The organism is Flavobacterium sp. B167r, from assembly GCF_056824315.1.
Map to the genome: position 1 here is coordinate 5099405 of NZ_CP124859.1, position 16861 is coordinate 5116265.

Annotated in this window: 17 protein-coding genes, 1 pseudogene and 1 riboswitch; of the genes and pseudogenes, 7 read left to right on the plus strand and 11 right to left on the minus strand. The window is 34.2% G+C overall.

From position 1 onward, the window contains the following. Window positions 1–56 precede the first annotated feature (56 nt). Window positions 57–434: pseudogene (locus tag QLQ96_RS22205) on the plus strand (winged helix-turn-helix transcriptional regulator). Window positions 435–669: 235 nt separating this feature from the next. On the opposite strand, the gene QLQ96_RS22210 reads toward QLQ96_RS22205, so the two are convergent. The 8 genes from QLQ96_RS22210 to QLQ96_RS22245 form a co-directional block, all read right to left on the minus strand. Further along, window positions 670–2148: an aminotransferase class V-fold PLP-dependent enzyme gene (locus tag QLQ96_RS22210; RefSeq protein WP_482493300.1), complete on the minus strand. Its 1479-nt coding sequence runs from the start codon at window positions 2146–2148 to the stop codon at window positions 670–672. Window positions 2149–2197: 49 nt separating this feature from the next. Beyond that, a complete protein-coding gene (locus QLQ96_RS22215; protein ID WP_482493301.1) occupies window positions 2198–2665 on the minus strand; it encodes a peroxiredoxin family protein in 468 nt (155 codons plus the stop codon). Between the two features lie 26 nt (window positions 2666–2691). Next, on the minus strand, window positions 2692–3186 hold the full coding sequence (locus QLQ96_RS22220) for a DUF4369 domain-containing protein (RefSeq protein ID WP_482493302.1): 495 nt from the start codon (window positions 3184–3186) through the stop codon (window positions 2692–2694). A 239-nt stretch (window positions 3187–3425) separates the two neighbouring features. Further along, window positions 3426–3526: riboswitch (SAM riboswitch) on the minus strand. Between the two features lie 210 nt (window positions 3527–3736). Further along, on the minus strand, window positions 3737–3997 hold the full coding sequence (locus QLQ96_RS22225; RefSeq protein ID WP_482493303.1) for a response regulator: 261 nt from the start codon (window positions 3995–3997) through the stop codon (window positions 3737–3739). A 189-nt stretch (window positions 3998–4186) separates the two neighbouring features. Next, the gene (locus QLQ96_RS22230; protein ID WP_482493304.1) at window positions 4187–4519 is read right to left on the minus strand and encodes a sensor histidine kinase; all 333 of its coding nucleotides are present in this window, start codon (window positions 4517–4519) and stop codon (window positions 4187–4189) included. Window positions 4520–4557: 38 nt separating this feature from the next. Further along, on the minus strand, window positions 4558–4923 hold the full coding sequence (locus QLQ96_RS22235) for a sensor histidine kinase (RefSeq protein ID WP_482493305.1): 366 nt from the start codon (window positions 4921–4923) through the stop codon (window positions 4558–4560). Window positions 4924–5027: 104 nt separating this feature from the next. Next, a complete protein-coding gene (locus QLQ96_RS22240; RefSeq protein ID WP_482493306.1) occupies window positions 5028–6857 on the minus strand; it encodes a PAS domain-containing protein in 1830 nt (609 codons plus the stop codon). 498 nt (window positions 6858–7355) lie between these two features. After that, on the minus strand, window positions 7356–7487 hold the full coding sequence (locus QLQ96_RS22245) for a hypothetical protein (RefSeq protein ID WP_482493307.1): 132 nt from the start codon (window positions 7485–7487) through the stop codon (window positions 7356–7358). A 380-nt stretch (window positions 7488–7867) separates the two neighbouring features. Between QLQ96_RS22245 and QLQ96_RS22250 the strand changes: the two genes are divergently transcribed. The 3 genes from QLQ96_RS22250 to QLQ96_RS22260 are packed head-to-tail and all read left to right on the plus strand — an operon-like array spanning window position 7868 to window position 10160. Further along, complete coding sequence (locus QLQ96_RS22250) at window positions 7868–9388, plus strand: FAD-dependent oxidoreductase (protein WP_482493308.1); 1521 nt, start codon at window positions 7868–7870, stop codon at window positions 9386–9388. 14 nt (window positions 9389–9402) lie between these two features. Then, on the plus strand, window positions 9403–9675 hold the full coding sequence (locus tag QLQ96_RS22255) for an SDR family NAD(P)-dependent oxidoreductase (RefSeq protein WP_482493309.1): 273 nt from the start codon (window positions 9403–9405) through the stop codon (window positions 9673–9675). Continuing rightward, entirely contained in the window at window positions 9648–10160 is a 513-nt protein-coding gene (locus QLQ96_RS22260; protein WP_482496995.1) for an SDR family oxidoreductase, read from the plus strand. Before QLQ96_RS22255 ends, QLQ96_RS22260 begins: the two co-directional genes overlap by 28 nt. Before the next feature lie 146 nt (window positions 10161–10306). On the opposite strand, the gene QLQ96_RS22265 is transcribed toward QLQ96_RS22260, so the two are convergent. Next, window positions 10307–10567 (minus strand): hypothetical protein, encoded by a 261-nt coding sequence (locus QLQ96_RS22265; RefSeq protein ID WP_482493310.1) that lies wholly within the window; start codon window positions 10565–10567, stop codon window positions 10307–10309. A gap of 210 nt (window positions 10568–10777) precedes the next feature. Between QLQ96_RS22265 and QLQ96_RS22270 the strand changes: the two genes are divergently transcribed. The 3 genes from QLQ96_RS22270 to QLQ96_RS22280 all read left to right on the plus strand — a co-directional run bounded on the left by QLQ96_RS22270 (window position 10778) and on the right by QLQ96_RS22280 (window position 13335). Then, window positions 10778–11608: a helix-turn-helix domain-containing protein gene (locus QLQ96_RS22270; RefSeq protein ID WP_482493311.1), complete on the plus strand. Its 831-nt coding sequence runs from the start codon at window positions 10778–10780 to the stop codon at window positions 11606–11608. A 159-nt stretch (window positions 11609–11767) separates the two neighbouring features. Beyond that, window positions 11768–12601, plus strand: coding sequence for a 4,5-DOPA-extradiol-dioxygenase (gene ygiD / locus QLQ96_RS22275; RefSeq protein WP_482496997.1), 834 nt, complete (start codon window positions 11768–11770; stop codon window positions 12599–12601). Next, window positions 12598–13335, plus strand: coding sequence for an alpha/beta hydrolase (locus QLQ96_RS22280; protein ID WP_482493312.1), 738 nt, complete (start codon window positions 12598–12600; stop codon window positions 13333–13335). The genes ygiD and QLQ96_RS22280 overlap by 4 nt, the downstream gene beginning before the upstream one ends. Before the next feature lie 69 nt (window positions 13336–13404). Here the strand turns inward: QLQ96_RS22280 and QLQ96_RS22285 are convergent, their stop codons facing one another. Together QLQ96_RS22285 and QLQ96_RS22290 are read right to left on the minus strand one after the other, a co-directional pair. Next, the gene (locus QLQ96_RS22285) at window positions 13405–15267 is read right to left on the minus strand and encodes a TonB-dependent receptor plug domain-containing protein (protein WP_482493313.1); all 1863 of its coding nucleotides are present in this window, start codon (window positions 15265–15267) and stop codon (window positions 13405–13407) included. Between the two features lie 282 nt (window positions 15268–15549). Then, a complete protein-coding gene (locus QLQ96_RS22290) occupies window positions 15550–16857 on the minus strand; it encodes a serine hydrolase domain-containing protein (RefSeq protein ID WP_482493314.1) in 1308 nt (435 codons plus the stop codon). Window positions 16858–16861 lie beyond the last annotated feature (4 nt).

The window sequence follows — 16861 nt, forward strand, 5'->3', positions numbered from 1 at the left end:
ATTTTATTTTTGTTATGGGTTAACCCGAGGTAACCGGTTACCAAAGAGAAACTAGTATGGCAAAAATTAATGATAATGGAGTACTTCGCGAAGCCAATTGTTCTGAAGAACTTATGGCAATGCGTGACAGTCTTGATGTTTTAGGTGGAAAATGGAAATTGATGATTCTAAGATTTTTAACTAATAGAACTCATCAGGTTATCCATTTTAAAAAAATGCAGCGTGAGATTAATGGAATTTCTGCTAAAATGCTTAGCAAAGAACTTAAGTAGCTTGAAACCAATTTACTCATTTCCAGAACCGAGCAAGATACTAAACCTGCTACAGTGATTTATGCTATTACCGAATATGGAAAATCCGTCCTTCCTGTTACAGAAACCTTAGTTAATTGGGGATTGGCGCACCGAGAAAAAATCATCGAATCGATTAAATAATCTTTTCAAGATACATAAGAGGTTATAAAAAACAATTTCATTCCGTAGGAATGTCTCGTCGGTAGAAGACAATTTGAATTTTGATATGCGTTCCGTAGGAACGTTTGATTATTGAAACATGCCATTTTCATATCAGGTGTCCCTACAGGACGCAACTCAAATAATATCATTTTTTTCTACCGACGAGATATTCCTAACGGAATATTAAATTGCTCAACTAACTAACTAACTTAACTCAAACTAACTTAAACCATTCTTTAACATCTCTTTCGATGTTATCTTTAATCTTCGGATTTTCAAATTCATTTGAAACCGAATTATATTCATAATCTTTCTTCCATTTTTTATAATTCAGAGCTACTTTTTCAATCGCATCGCAGATATAAAAAAGCTCTTCATTACTCATAATTGGGTGCAATGACAAACGAACCCAACCCGGTTTATTGGTCTGATTTCGCTGCAATAATTCATTTGTAATTTCAGCCGATTTTTTTTCATTGATATTAAAAAGATAATGCGCATACGTACTGGCACACGACCAGCCGCCACGAACCTGAATTCCGAAACGGTCATTTAAAAGTCTAACAATCAAATTGTAGTGAATATCTTCAATCACAAAAGAAACACAGCCAATTCGTTCTGTTGTTAAATCTCCTAAAATTGATAATCCTTCTATTTTCTGAAGTCTTGAAAAACAAAGATCAAGCAATTCTTCTTCTCTTTTTTTGATGTTCTCCACACCCATTTGTTCTTTTAGCTCTAAAGCCAAAGCGGTTCTAATCACTTGCAGAAAACCTGGAGTTCCGCCATCTTCCCTAACTTCAATGACATCGCTATAACAATATTTCCCTAATGGATTGGTCCATTTTACGTTTCCCCCGCCTGGATTATCAGGAAAATCAGATTGATATAATTTTTCATCGAAAACCAAAATACCGCATGTTCCTGGTCCGCCCAAGAATTTATGAGGCGAAAAGAAAATCGCATCCAATTGTTCTTCTGGATCTTTTGGATGCATATCGATTTTGACATACGGCGCCGAAGCTGCAAAATCTACAAAACAAAGTCCGCCGTTTTGGTGCATGATTTTGGCTAATTCGTGATACGGCGTAATAATTCCTGTAACATTCGAACAAGCTGTAAACGAACCAATTTTCAAACTTCTATCAGCATATTTTTTAATTTCATCCGAAAGAACTTTTGGATCAACTAAGTTATTTTCATCTGGAGGAAGAATTACAACATCTGCATTAATTTCGTACCACGGAACTTGGTTTGAATGATGCTCCATGTGCGTAATAAAAACTACTGGTTTATCTATTTCAGATTCGTAGTTTCTTCTCACGCCAATAATGCGCTGAAGTTTGGATAAAGCAGCTGTCATTCCGCTTCCTGTAGTTACCAAAACATCTGATGAACTGGCATTAACCGCTTTTTTAATAATATCTCTTGCATGCTGATAAGCATAAGTAGACGTTTTTCCCGTCTGACTTGAAAATGAATGTGTATTGGCTATCATTGGACCAATTTTATTGAGCATTATATCTTCAATCGGAGCGTATAATCTTCCGCTGGCAACCCAGTCTGCATAAACTAGATTTTGTTCTCCATAAACCGATTCGAAAATATGATTGATTCCTACCGTATTTTCTCTAAATTTAGAGAAGTAACACTCAGATTCTGTTGGTTTTGTTGTTGGCTCAATAGCATTCATATCCTTATCATTTTAAATTAACTTAATTGTATTGTGTGTGTTTTCTTTATCAAATTTTATTCTCCAAAAGTGATTTTAAGGTCGATTGCAATTCTTCTCCATGCAGGTTTTTCGCAACGATTATTCCTTTAGAATCAATTAAATAATTTCCAGGAATTGCTCTCACTCCGTATAATTTGGCAACGGCGCTGTTCCAGAAAAGCAAATCAGAAACGTGTGTCCATGTTAGATTATCGTCTTGAATTCCTTTAATCCAATTTTCTTTCTTTTTGTCTAAAGAAATTGCTACAATGTTGAATCCTTTATCATGGTATTCTTTGTAAGCAGCAACGATATTCGGATTCTCTTTTCGGCATGGACCACACCAAGATGCCCAAAAATCTACCAAAGTGTATCCTTTTAAATTTTCATAAAGGCGAACTGGTTTTCCATCTGGATCTTTAGCGGTAAAATCAGGGGCTTTTTTACCAACTGCCAATCCGTCTAAAACGGTAACCAGTTCTTTTAGTTCTTTCACGTAAGTGATATTTTGAAGGCTTTTATCTAATAAAGCAATATTTTGAGTGATTTGCTCTGGCGATAATCTGTATGACCAATTTCTGTACAGCACATAAGCCGAACAATCGATTTTGGATGTTCTGTTATGAATTTGCTGATTTCAACGTCTTTTGTCTTTTTATAAGTTTCGAATAAATCTTGAGAAGCCGAACCTTCAACCACAGAACCCGTGTAATATTTCTTCGGATTTAGTTTTACTGTGATTGGGTCTTTTTCAAGAAAAATATACAAAGGCGAACTTTCTGTATTTACACTCAATCCGTATAATTCTGGTGTTTTTACTTTTGTTTTAAAACTAAAATTTCCGTCTTTTACTTTAGCCGAATCAATCGTGGTAAACATTTTATTGTGAAACTTCTGCAAGTAAACGTATTGTGCCACAGTATCGACAACAGTTCCTTTTAACTGCAGATTATTTTCCTGAGCTTGAGTTTGAAAAGCTCCAAGAAGCAAAGCAAAACCTAATAGTATTTTTTTCATTTTATTTTTAGTTTAAGATTAGACAAAAGAATTTCAGGCCAATGACAAAAGCCATTAGCGTTATTATTATTTTATAAAGGGAATCTGGGAAAGATTATCGTCTTCGCATTCAGAAAAAGGCAAAGCTGTTTTTTTCAAAAATGGAATTCAAGAGTTCATAACCGCTGTACAAAATAGATTCTGCTTTCATAATAAAGATTTTAATATGGATGAACTTAAACAGATTTACGGAGAAATCTTTCTTATCTACCCGCACAGAGCGGAAGGATTTAGCACCTTATTTGGCAACAGGTTGCTAAGACATCAATGGGCCTATTCCCTCAGTCTTTCTGGATAAGTATCATTATTTAAATTTTCTGTGATACAAATATATATTAATTCTACCGAATTAGTATAATTTAAATTGTGATTTTTTAAATTTTTATTTAGAAACACTTTTACATCATTACAAAACCATACAAATCAACACTTTAAAACAAATTGTTGTTTTAAAATCATATATTTTTTATAAAAGAAATTCATACTTTTTATTGAAATGTAATCTTTATTCTCAAAGAAAAACATGTAGATATTTGTTCTTTTCCAGATTTGGAAGCGATTCTTTTAATCCGTTTTCAAGATTTGAAGTAATTAATCCCAACACTTGTTTGAGGTCTTTAAAAGTATTCGGTTTCACAAAATAGCAGACCGCTCCAAGATTGGCGGCAGTGTCCATGTCATTTTTATGCGAAGAGGTCGAAATCATAATTACAGGAATATCTTTATAACGTTCCTCTTGTTTTAATTTCTTCAAACATTCCCAGCCATTCATTATTGGCATATTTAAATCCAGAAAAAAACCCTTGGAATTTTATTTTGATCTTTCAACATATTCAGCACTCCACTACCGTTTTCCGAACAATGGCAAACAATACTGTCGTCGATTTCAGCCAATGCTTCGCAAAACATTTCTGTATCATCTGTATCATCATCAGCTAATAAATCATCTTCCCTTCCATAATTAAATGTCTTTTATTTTTTGTTCAAATGGCAGTGTTATAATAAAAATGGCACCTTTATCAGCAATTCCAGTTGCGGTAATACTTCCGCCGTGACGTTCGGCTATTTTTTTACAAAGTGACAAACCTAAACCTGTTCCTTCGTAGCGATCTTTAGAATTTAAACGAGTAAACGTTTCAAAAATACGTCTTGTTTGATCAAGATCAAAACCAATTCCGTTATCTTCTACTGTAATTATAGCTACTTTATTTCCGTCTTCAATTTGTTCTGTAGCCGTTATGCTAACTTGTGGCGGAACGTTTTCTTGAGCAAATTTTATAGAATTATTAATCAAGTTATAAAACAGCTGATATAACAACACAGATGCTCCTTCTAGAATTGGAAGCTTTCAAAATAAATTTTACCATTGGTTTGTTGGAGCGCAATTTCAAGATCGGTTTCTATATTTTTAATGACTTCATTTAAATCGACTATTGTTGTTTTTTGCGAATCGGCATTTATTTTAGAATATGCCAGCACACCATCAATCATATTAAACATACGATCTGAAGCGACATGAATTCGTTCAATATATTTTGATGAAGATTCATCTAACTGTCCTTCCATATGATCTTCTAAACGGCTTAAGAAGGTTTTAATTTTTCGAACAGGTTCTTTCAAATCATGCGAAGCAACATGCGCAAATTGCTGTAAATCATCATTGGATCTTTGCAATTCTTTGGTACGTTCTGCTACCAAAATTTCAAGCTTTTCGGTAATAGATTTTTGCTCATGAATATCGGTGCATGTACCAAACCAATTGGTAATTATACCTTCCTTATCTTTAATAGGAAGCGCTTTGCTTAAAAACCAACGTATTCTCCTGTATTAGCATTCTTTAAACGAAATTCAAGCTGATAAGGAACTCCTGCGTTAACACTTTCGTACCAAGTTTTTGAAACTAAATAAACATCATCTTTATGAAGTTTTGAAATCCAGCTTGGATCACCAAATTCGCCTTCTTCAAAACCTGTATATTCGTACCAGCGGCTATTGTAATAATCAACAAAACCTTCTGAATTGGCTGTCCAGATAATTTGAGGAACCAAATCTGCAAGCTGCCTGAATCTTTCTTCGCTTTCTGCGATAACATTTTGAAGTTCTTTCTGCGAAGTAATATCACTCGACGCTCCAAACCATTCAATAATCTTATTTTGATCATCTAATATTGGCACTATTCTAGAGAAAATCCATCTAAGAGAATCATCACTATTGATAAACCTGTGTTCCATTTCAAAAATAGATTTCTCTACTATCGATTTAGAAATAAGATGAACTGCCATCTGCAAATCGCTAGCATGGATAAATTTATCCAACCAATTGACTCCACGTTCTCTTTCATTAGCTAAGCGTCCGTCTCCTTCTAAATCTTGCATAATCATCCAATCGGAATCCATTCGATAAACCAAATCTGAAGATGCGTTGATTAAGGCTCGAAAACGGCTTTCGCTTTCTTCCATTTTTTGTCGCGCTACGACTTGCTGCGTAACCTCAACCGCAACCTGTATCATTCCTGTTATCTGCCCGTCTTCAATTAACGGACGATAAGCCAAATTATAATAATAGTCTTTTAATTCTCCTGTACGGTTGTGAGGCACCAAAACTTCACTTTGATCAAAATGAATTCCTTCATTGTAAACCTTTAAAACTTGTTCCCAAACATATTGTCCTTCGAGTTCTGGCAAAACATCAATGAGTCGCATGCCTACAATTTCTTCTCCGCAACCTATCATTTCAAGCATATGTTTATTGATCTGCTCAATGATAAGATCATCACCTTTAAGCACTAAAGTCGGAGCTGGTGTTTGATGAATCATTTTGCGAAAACGATTCTCGCTTTGCTGCAGTTTTTCTTCTGCTTGCTTGCTTTCAGTAATGTCTCGTGTTGTTCCTGCAACAAGCTCTACTTCTCCTTTTTCGTTAAAAACGGGAATAAGAATGTAATCATAGATTCTTATTCCCAATTCAGCATGAGGAAAAGAAACAGTTCCTCTAATTGATCTTTTTTCTGCAACAATAGTATCTATTTCTCTTTCGTGCATTTCGGCATGCCAATCTTCATAACCATTTTCAATTAATCTTTTTCCGATTGAGTCTTCTGCCGATTTGCCCCACATAGTTAGCAAAGCTTTGTTTGCGTATGTAAATTTATAATCAAGATCAAATACGTAAACCAAATCGGGAGTTCCGTTTATAATAGAATTGTATAGCCTTCTTTGTTTTTCTGCATCAAGCAATGCATTATTAAGAGCAGTTTCGGCATGTTTCTTTTCGGTGACATCTTCCATTGTTACCACCAACACTTCAACTTGTTTTACAACCGTAAATCTAAAACATAGTTTTTTGGTTTCTTCACCATACCATTGTTCAAAATTGGCTGTAATTCCAGTTTCGGCAGTCTCGATAAACTGCTGTAAAATATTAGTTTCTTTTACTTCGGAGAAAACTTTACTGAATCGCTTGTTTGCGTAATCCTTCTCACCGATCCAGTTGATAATATAAGTATTGAGCAACAATATTGAAAAATCTTCGATTTTATCTTTATTATCGTACAAAGGCCTTAAAACTGCAATTCCATTTGGTGCAGAATTAAAAACGGTCTGAAAAAGATCTAAATTATTTATTAGCTCCATTATCGTAATAAAGTAAATTGTTTTCTAAAGTTTTTCAATATAAAAGGCATTTCAACTGTTAAATTCTCTCTCAAATATAGAGAAAAACGTTTTTATTTTTAACATTCGTTAAATACTTTTATCTTCTTCCAAAATCAAAAAAGCCGAATCATTAAGATTCAGCTTTTATATTTCTAATACCTAATAATTATTTTGCGGTAGTATCTAATCTCACTACGGCCGTTGTATCCATATTAATGGTATCCATATCTGGTCCAACTGTATCAAAGGTATTTTTAATGCTATCATTTTCATGTGAATCTATTATAACACTTTCACTCTTTTTGCAAGAAGAAAATGCCAATCCTATCAAAAGAATCAGAAAAGCTGCTTTAGTTTCTCATCTGCGTTTTCATAATTAAATTTTTAAATGATTATTTCTAATTTGCTTTTGATAAAAATAATCTTTTTAAAAAATGTAATTTTTACACAATTTCAGCAACTTTTTACATAATGAGATTATTTTTTTTTGAAATTTTCTTTTTTAAGTCTTATACTATCCTTTTGCACGCCAGATTCACTTGTATATGTTGCTCCATCTGATGCGCTTGCTGGGTCCGCTGCCTGTCCCAGAGGTACTTTCTGATCCATTTTTTTGAGTGGAGTTAATCCCTGTGGAAATATTATTTTCGGTTTTTACACTGTCTATTTTATTTTCTGTGCTGTCGAGAGGCGATATAACAGTATCTATTTCATCGCTGTAACCATCATTTTTTTTACACGAACTTAATACTCCTATCAGAACTATCAGAATCATTATTTTTAATTTCATAACTGTTTTCATAATTATTTAATTTTCAATTTATGCTAAGTAACTATTATTAAATCGGTTAAGCTTATACTATTTCTTTTGATTCTTACATAAAACCGCACTGGAAATCCTATAAAATTTTAGAATTGAATCTGTAAGCCTTCTCTAGTTTTTAGGTAGCTTTGAAATGAATGTTTTACGCATCATTAAATAATAAAAAATGGAAAATTCAAATCAAAATATAAATGAAGGCAGCATTACTTCGGGCGATAATGTTTCTTTTTGGATTGATTCTACCGATATAATTGCCTACGAAAAACCAAGTCAAGACATTACTGCTGAAATACTAATTATCGGAGGCGGTATCGCTGGACTGACAACGGCTTATAAACTTTTGAAAGCAGGAAAAAAAGTAGTTTTAGTTGAAGATGGTTTTATAGGAAGTGGAGAAACCGGACGTACCACAGCGCATTTGACCTCCGCTTTAGACGATCGGTATTATTATCTTCAAAGTACTTTTGGAAAAGAAAATGCAAGACTTGCCGCCGAAAGCCATTCTGCTGCTATTGACGAAATCGAAAAAATTGTCAATGAATTAAATATTGATTGTGATTTTGAAAGAGTAAATGGTTATTTATTTCTTCATCCGAACGACAAAGAAAAAAATCTCGATAAAGAATTTGAAGCCACTCAAAACGCGGGATTACAAACTGTTCTTTTAAATCATACTCCATCTTTAGCGGAAGCGAAAGACCAAAGATGTTTGGCTTTAAAATCATTTGGCCGGCGGGGGCAAGAAGCTCATGCTGAAAATATAACCGAAAAAGGCGCGACTGTAAACGGTTTTAATTTTTGTGCTGAATATATTGTCGTAGCGACCAATACGCCAATTAATGACGTTTTGACCATGCATACCAAACAGCATGCTTATAGAACGTATGTTATTGCAGGAAAAATTCCAAAAAACAGTCTGCCGCATGCTTTGTGGTGGGATACGGGAGATCCGAAATCGAAATGGGTTGCGCAACCTTATCATTATGTGCGTTTGCAGAATTTTGATGATGAATATGATTTACTGATTATTGGTGGTGAAGATCATAAAACAGGACAAGCTGACGAAGAAGGCATTTCTGAATTCTCACGTTATGAACGATTAGAAATTTGGGCTAAAAAATATTTTCCTTTATTAGACGAAATCAGTTATAAATGGTCGGGGCAAGTCATGGAACCTTTTGATTCTTTGGGCTTTTTAGGAAAAAATCCAGGCGATGATAATGTGTTTGTCATTACAGGAGATTCTGGAAACGGAATGACGCATGCCACTATTGGTGCGATGATAATTTCTGATATGATTCAAGGAATTGACAATAAATGGCAGGAATTATATAGTCCGTCGCGAATAACTTTTAAAGCACTTGGGGATTATATGAAAGAAGCGGGAAATATGGCTTCGCAATACCTCGACTGGATTACGGCATCTGATCTTAATAATACCGCCGATTTGGAAACTGGAGAAGGCGGAATTCTCTCTTTCGGATTAAAAAAAATTGCAGTTTATCGAGATTATGATAAAACATTGCACGCCTTTTCTGCCGTTTGCCCACATTTAGGTTGTGTAGTGCAATGGAATTCAGACGAAAAATCATTTGACTGTCCTTGTCACGGTTCAAGATTCGCAACCGACGGAACAGTACTAAATGGTCCTGCCGAAACCAATTTAAACAATATTGAAATTAAATAATAAAAACATATACTATGGAAATCTTGTCAAATTACTTTAGCGATAATATCTGCCACAAACGAATTGTAATCACAGGCGGCACAACAGGAATTGGTAAGGCAATTGCAGATTTGCTGGTTTCTCTTGGCGGTCGGGTGCTTATTTTTGGAAGGGATGAAAATGACTTTTACAGCGCCATGGATGACATTAAAACAAAATCATCTAAAGGAGAAATCTTGGCGAAACGGCAGACATCACCAAAAAAGAAGATATTACCAGAATTTGGGAAAGAGCCGACAAGGTTCTAGGCGGAATAGATATTTTAATCAATAACGCTGCTTTACCTGCTGGAGGCATTATCGAAGGCGAGTATGACGACTGGAAATATATTTTGGAAACTAATATTTTAGGATACATCGCTTTCGCGAAAGAAGCCGTCAACAGAATGAAAGAACAGAAATCTGGACATATTGTAAACATTGGTTCAATGAGTGCAGAGGTAAAAGAAAAAACTGGTGTTATTTATGTAGCAACGAAAACTGCGATAAGGGGTTTCAGCACAGCACTTCGTAAAGAAATTAATCCGTTGGGAATTAAAGTTTCACATGTAGAGCCTGGTGCTGTTATAAGTGATATGCAGCCAGATTCAAAGGAAATTCAAAAAGAAAAAATAAAAGAAATGGAAATGCTCGAAGCTGAAGACATCGCTATGAGTGTTTTATTCTGCTTATGCCAGCCCAAACGTTGCGATATTGTAAGCATGCAGGTTAGACCTCATCTTCAAATCATTTAAAAAATACCCCACACTTTTTCATTTTTTTAATTTGAAAACACCTGTACCGTTTCTGTGCAGGTGTTTTTTATTTAAAAGAAATCGCTAATCCATATTCTTTTTTTTATAAAATAAAAAGAGCGGAAAATTACCGCTCTTTTTAATCTTTAATCTATTTTGGTTGCATCATTTTCAGCAATATCATTACGGAAATTACTTTTGTGCCTCAATTCTTCATAATCGGCATCATCTCCCCAATCTCCTGTGTTTGGTTTTTGAATAGAATTGTTTCTTTCATTAAGATGTTCATCCTTATTTTCATCATTCGGAAAATACATTTGATAACCCAAAATAGGATCCCAATTTGATTCTTGCGTACGATCAATTCCATCTTGAAATAAATCATTTTGTTGATTTCTTGTATCCATTTTCTAACTTTTTTATACTAACAGAAACCGCAGGAACTGAAAGTATGATTATTACTTCGTTTTCATAGATTCGTAAAATTCAACAAATTAAGCCAAGTTTTGTTATATCATTTTGAAGAAAATTTATATGATTCTTTGTCATTGCTTACTTTTATTGCTTTTCAATCTTCAAGAATAATAATTACCTTTAGATTTCTCTAAAGACCAATTATGACTGAGATTTTCAAAATGTTTAAGATTACGGCATCCGAATCTGAAAAAATTATGCAATCGGTAAACGAACCTCATGCGCATGATTTTGAAGAACTTATAATTGGAAATAAAGGCCAGCTGGAACATTTTATAGATTTTCAGTCCAAATTGATAGATGCGCCTTTTATTAGTTTTGTCACTCAGGGAAAAATTCATCGAGCAAAACCGCTCATCAAAGACGGCGATTGCGATATGTGGGTTTTACGATTTAAAAGCGAATTTATTGCCGAAACTACTTTCAGTCTTTACGCCTCTTTTCACGATAAGGCCAATATCAGCCTGCAAAGCAATCAATGTTTTGAAAAACTAGATACGATCTGTAAAATTATTTTTGATGAATATGAGCAAGAAGCTCCAGATCTTGCGGTTATAAAACAATTATTGAGCGCACTTTTTACGATTATCGAATCGGAAAGACGAAAGTTAAATTTGGATAACGATGAATCGAAAAAAATTCAGAGTTCAACTTTTAAAAACTTTCTCAGATTATTAGAAGAATATTATAAAGAATCAAAAGACGTTAATTTCTATGCAGAAAAACTCTTTATGACTTCGCGAAATCTAAATAATATCTGCCAGAATATTTTACAGCAAAGTGTTTCCGAAATTATTGAAACCCGAAAATTGACCGAAGCCAAAAACTTATTAATGACCACAGATAAAAACATTGCAGAAATAGGTTACGAACTCGGATTTAATGAAAAAACCTATTTTACACACGCTTTCAAACGTAAAGCTGGAATGACTCCAACCGAATTTAGAGAAGAAATGAAAAAGCTTCTTTCTTAAAAACACAACCTTTCTTCCGAAAATCGTTACCCCTTTCTTTATATTTAATTGCAATTTTGTATCTCAAATTAAAGATACTTTTTAAGCAATTAATCATAAAAAATGAATCGTAAAGATTTTCTAAAAACCATGGCAATTTTACCTATCGGAGCTGCAGCAATGAAACTCAGCTCACTTAAAACCGCTGTAGACACTTTTGGACCTACAGAACGAATGCCAGTTCTTTTTCTAGGACACGGAAATCCGATGAATGCATTGGCAGATAATAATTTTACTCAAGGTTTTCAGCAAGTGGCAAAAACACTTCCAAAACCTAGAGCGATACTTTGTATTTCGGCGCACTGGGAAACCAAAGGAACTTTTGTAACCGCAATGCAAAAACCACCTACAATTCACGATTTTGGAGGTTTTCCGCAAGCACTTTTTGATGTGCAATATCCTGCGCCAGGAAGTCCAGAATTGGCTTTAGAAACACAAAAACTAATTACTTCCACTTCGGTTGGTTTAGATAATAGTTGGGGATTGGATCACGGATGTTGGACAGTTATCAAATTTCTTTACCCAAATGCTGATATTCCGATTATCGAAATGAGTATAGATTATTCTCAGCCTGCTTCTTACCATTACGAATTAGGAAAAGAATTGGCTGCTTTACGCCGAAAAGGTGTTCTTATTGTTGGAAGTGGGAATACCGTTCACAATTTACGCCTTGCCGCTTGGGACAAAATGATGGTTCCGGGTTATGCTTTTGAATGGGCGCATATTGCGAATGAAAAAATGAAAACCATGATTTTGGATAAAGATCACAATTCACTAATCCATTTTGATAAACAAGGAAGAGAATTTGAATTGGCAGTTCCAACTCCAGAACACTATATGCCGTTATTGTACATTTTATCGCTTCAGGAAAAAGACGAAAAAGCAACTATTTTTAATGACGAATTGGTGGCTGGATCACTCAACATGATGTCTGTAAAAATAGACAAAGCATGAGTTTAAAAAAGCCTTTTTGGATTGCATTTGCAATTCTTATCACAATTTCAATTTTGAGTTTTACGATTATGAATTCGACTAAAGAAAAAACTAAACTGCATTATTTAATTAGAGAACCTAAAATAAAAACGGCAAATCCTCCATTGGTGATTTTGCTACATGGCGTTGGCGGAAACGAACAAAATCTTTTTTCGTTTGCTCCCGAATTGCCAGATAATTTTGTGGTCGTTTCTGCTCGAGGACCGCTAACTTTTGGACCAAATAGTTTCGCTTGGTTTCAAGTTGATTTTTCTACGGGAAAACCTCAGATCAATGCAGAACAAGCAGAAAACTCAAGATTGATGCTAATTGATTTTATTACTGATTTAAAGTCTGAAATCAACTTTAATTCTGATGAAGTTTATTTAATGGGATTTAGCCAAGGCGGAATTATGAGTTACAGCGTTGCGCTTACAGCTCCAGAAAAAGTAAGAGGAATTGCCGTAATGAGCGGAAGACTTCTACCTGAAATAAAACCTTTTATGGCAGATGAAAAGCGTCTTGAAAAACTAAAAATCTTCATTTCGCACGGAAAACAAGATGCAGTTTTAAATTATCAATACGCCATCGATGCTACTGATTTTCTGAAAACCAAAAACTTAAATCCTGATTTTCATTCTTATGAAGAAGGTCACACCGTAAATAGACAGATGTTTGATGATGTCAATCTTTGGTTAAAGAACAATAACCGTTAATAAAAAAAAGCCTGTAAACGTAACATTTACAGGCTTTTTTACATGAATCTAATTTCCTAAATCAAGTAATTAAAAAGTAACTAATTTCACTCCCAATGTAAACCATCTTGAAGGTAGTGGCACTGCTCCTACTTCATAATACGTTGCATTGAAAATATTTTGTCCATCTAAGAAAATGGTGAATTTATTAATCGTCTGACTTACTCTAAAGTCATTTACCCAATACGAAGGTCCTGTAATTCTTTCGTTAAAACGAGTTGCAAACATTACAGATAGATTTTTAAACTGATAATCTATCGTATTGGTAATTTGATGTTTTAAAGAAGAAATCGAATATTTAGAATACGTTTCTGTACGCGCTGTTTTGAATTCAGAATCTAAATACGTGTATCCTAAAAGAATGTTCAATCTCGAATCTTTAGAGAAATCAAATCTGTAAGTTCCGCGTAAATTGATTCCATTTGTGTTCAAATCTCCAGTGTTTTGACTTTGCCACGGTTGCGTCGTAAGGTTACGCATCCAATCGATATAATTATCAATTTTTCTGTAGAAATAATTCGCATTAAAACTCAACGCTCTTTTGTTGTATTTAAATCCAATCTCGCTCTGAAAAGCATTTTCTGAATCTAAATCTGCATTTCCGATATTTCCAGTTTGTTTCAAATATAAATCGGTAAACGATGGGATTCTTTGGCTTGTCCCCACATTTCCAATGATTTTAAATGAATCTGTAATCTCATAACTTGCATCAATTCCAGGATAAATTTGCCATTTATAATCTGAATTGTAGTTTAAGTATGTTCCGATATTTACATCTAATTTTTCCGTAAAACTTGTTCTATATTCGGCATAAAGACCAACATTTTCGCGATCGTGATCTCCAATGTTTGAAGAGTGAATATTTTCATTTCTGAATTCAGCTCCAAAACCAATTTCTCCTTTAGATAATTTAACCGTAGAGTTCAATTCACCCGCAATAGAATTCGTATAATGCTGACTTCTTCCCACTGCTAAATTTGAATTTCCTAAATAACGGTAATCGTCGTAATTGTATCTGTAAGTCACTCTCGGCATAATTTTCCAACTATCTGTAATTTGATGATTGGACTGAATGTTAGCAAATGTAGTCTGAACAATTTCTGTAGCATTTCTGTCAGTTGGCGCAGCGTAGAATCCGTTTGCTCCAAATCCGTTGTTGATGTAACCTGCAGAACCTAAAATTTCGTTTTTATCATTAATCTGAACATTTCCTTGGTAGAAAATTTTATTGTTTTCGAATGCCGTATTGTAACGGTAACCGTTGCTTTTATCGTGCGAAGCAAAGATTAAATGCTGTTGTTTTTCTTTTCCTAAAACAGCTCCAGCCTGAATTCCTGTTCCGTAAAAAGTATCTCCTGTATCTTGCGTATCTTTTTCAAAATTTGAACCTGCATAAGTGCTCACTAAAAATCCAGAATCGGTTGGCTTTTTGGTAATGATATTGATCGCTCCCGTTAAACTGTTGATTCCGTAAATTCTCGCAGCCGGACCACGAACAACTTCAATTCTTTCTATCGCTTCAACCGGAAGAGGAAGATTCAACATATTATGAGCAGTTTGCGAATCGATAACTTTTGCTCCGTTTAATAAAACAACAGTCTGTTCAAAACTTCCTCCGTCAACACTGATGTCGGCTTGAGTTCCAAAAGGTCCTCTTTGTCTAATATCTACTCCGTTAGCATATTGCAAAACTTCTTGCAGTGTTCTTCCTGGAAGTTTTTTTATTGTTTCGCTCGAAATAACATAAACATTTCTGTTTTGTTTAGAAATCGGCGTATTAAAACGACCTTCACTAATAACAACTTCATCCATTTGGTTTATGGAATCTTTCTTTGTCTGTGCGTAAAAATTGGTACAAATTACTGTAAAAACAGCAAAATAGATTTTTTTCATTTTGGTTTACTATTTTTTTGGCAAAAGTAGACTCTTACCGTACCAACAAAGTATACCAGTTTGATAATTATAAGTAGTCCGGATGGTTTTCTATTCTATTTGAAGTGAAATTAAATAAAATGAAAGCAAACCTGAAAGATATTACTTATAAACCAAATATTTAGCTTTATTTTTTCTGCCACGAATTCACGGATTATTTTTTCAAATCTATATGGAAATCGACGCGCTGAATTACACTAATTAATCTGTAATAATTCGTGAATTCGTGGCGAAAAAAATCTTTTAATACTTATTAATTTGCTTCCAGATTTTAGCACTAAAATCATCTTTATACATTAATCTGTTGGCTCTGGTTGGATTTACGCGATTTGTTAGAATAATTAAAAATCGGTTTGTCTTTCTATTCATAAAGAAAAAAGTTCCTGTAAAACCCGTATGTCCGAAATCGTCTTTGGAGAAAAACTCGTCTGGTTTTCTTTTATCAAAACCTAAACCGCGATAAATGCCACTTTTCGCTAAAGGAGAATCCGTAAACTCTTTTACAACATTGGCTTTTAGAATTTGTTTCCCTTTATAAGTTCCATTATTCATGAGCATTTTGCAGATAACAGCAATGGATTCTGCGTTGGCAAATAAACCTGCATTTCCAGAAACTCCTCCAAAAATCGCTGCTGCTTCGTCGTGGACATAACCTTTAATTGTATCTTTTCTAAAAAGATTATCTACTTCTGTTGGCATCACATTATCGATCGAAGTCCATTTTAGCGGATTATATCCAATTTTTGAAATGCCTAATTCGGTATAAATTTCATTTGTAGATTGACCTAGTTTTTTTCTTGTTTTAGTTTCGATCATTTGCTTTACCAAAAGAAGATTCAAATCGCTGTACAAATATTTTCCTCTCGGATTGGTATTCGCTTTTGCAATTCGATCATAAACTGATGGATAAAATTCTGGATTCAGCCACATGTTTTTATAAATCTGAACCCAATTTTCTTTTGGTTGAAAAGAAAGGTATTTTGAATCGTAAACAATATTTTTGTTGACATACATAACATCAAACGGCTCAACATATTGTTCTGATTTTTGATTGCTCAGCAAAGGCGATTTATCTGGTGTAGAAAGCAATGCTTGATAAAAAGTAATACTTGGCGTTAATCCAGAAGTATGCGTTAGCAGTTCAAAAAGCGTTAAATCGGAAATCGCTGTATTTTTGTACATCGGAACAATTTCACCTACTTGGTCTGTCAGTTTTAGTTTTCCATCTCCAACCAAACGCATGGTTACTAATGTCGCTCCTAAAACTTTAGACATTGAAGCCAAATCAAAAACATCTTCTGATTTTACCAGTTGCTTTTTGGTGTAATCATGATAACCGTAGTTTTTAGAAATCAAATTAAAATCTCCTGTCCCAACAATAACTTGCGCTCCTGGAAAAAAACCTTTTTTAAGCGCATTGGTCATCATCGAATCGATGTAGGCTTCATTTCGGTTAACATTAAAAGATTCATTTGATTTTTTCTGAGAATAACCATTTATTCCTAAAGAAATCAGGCAGAGAATTAAAAGCTTGATCGATATATTCTTCATAAAT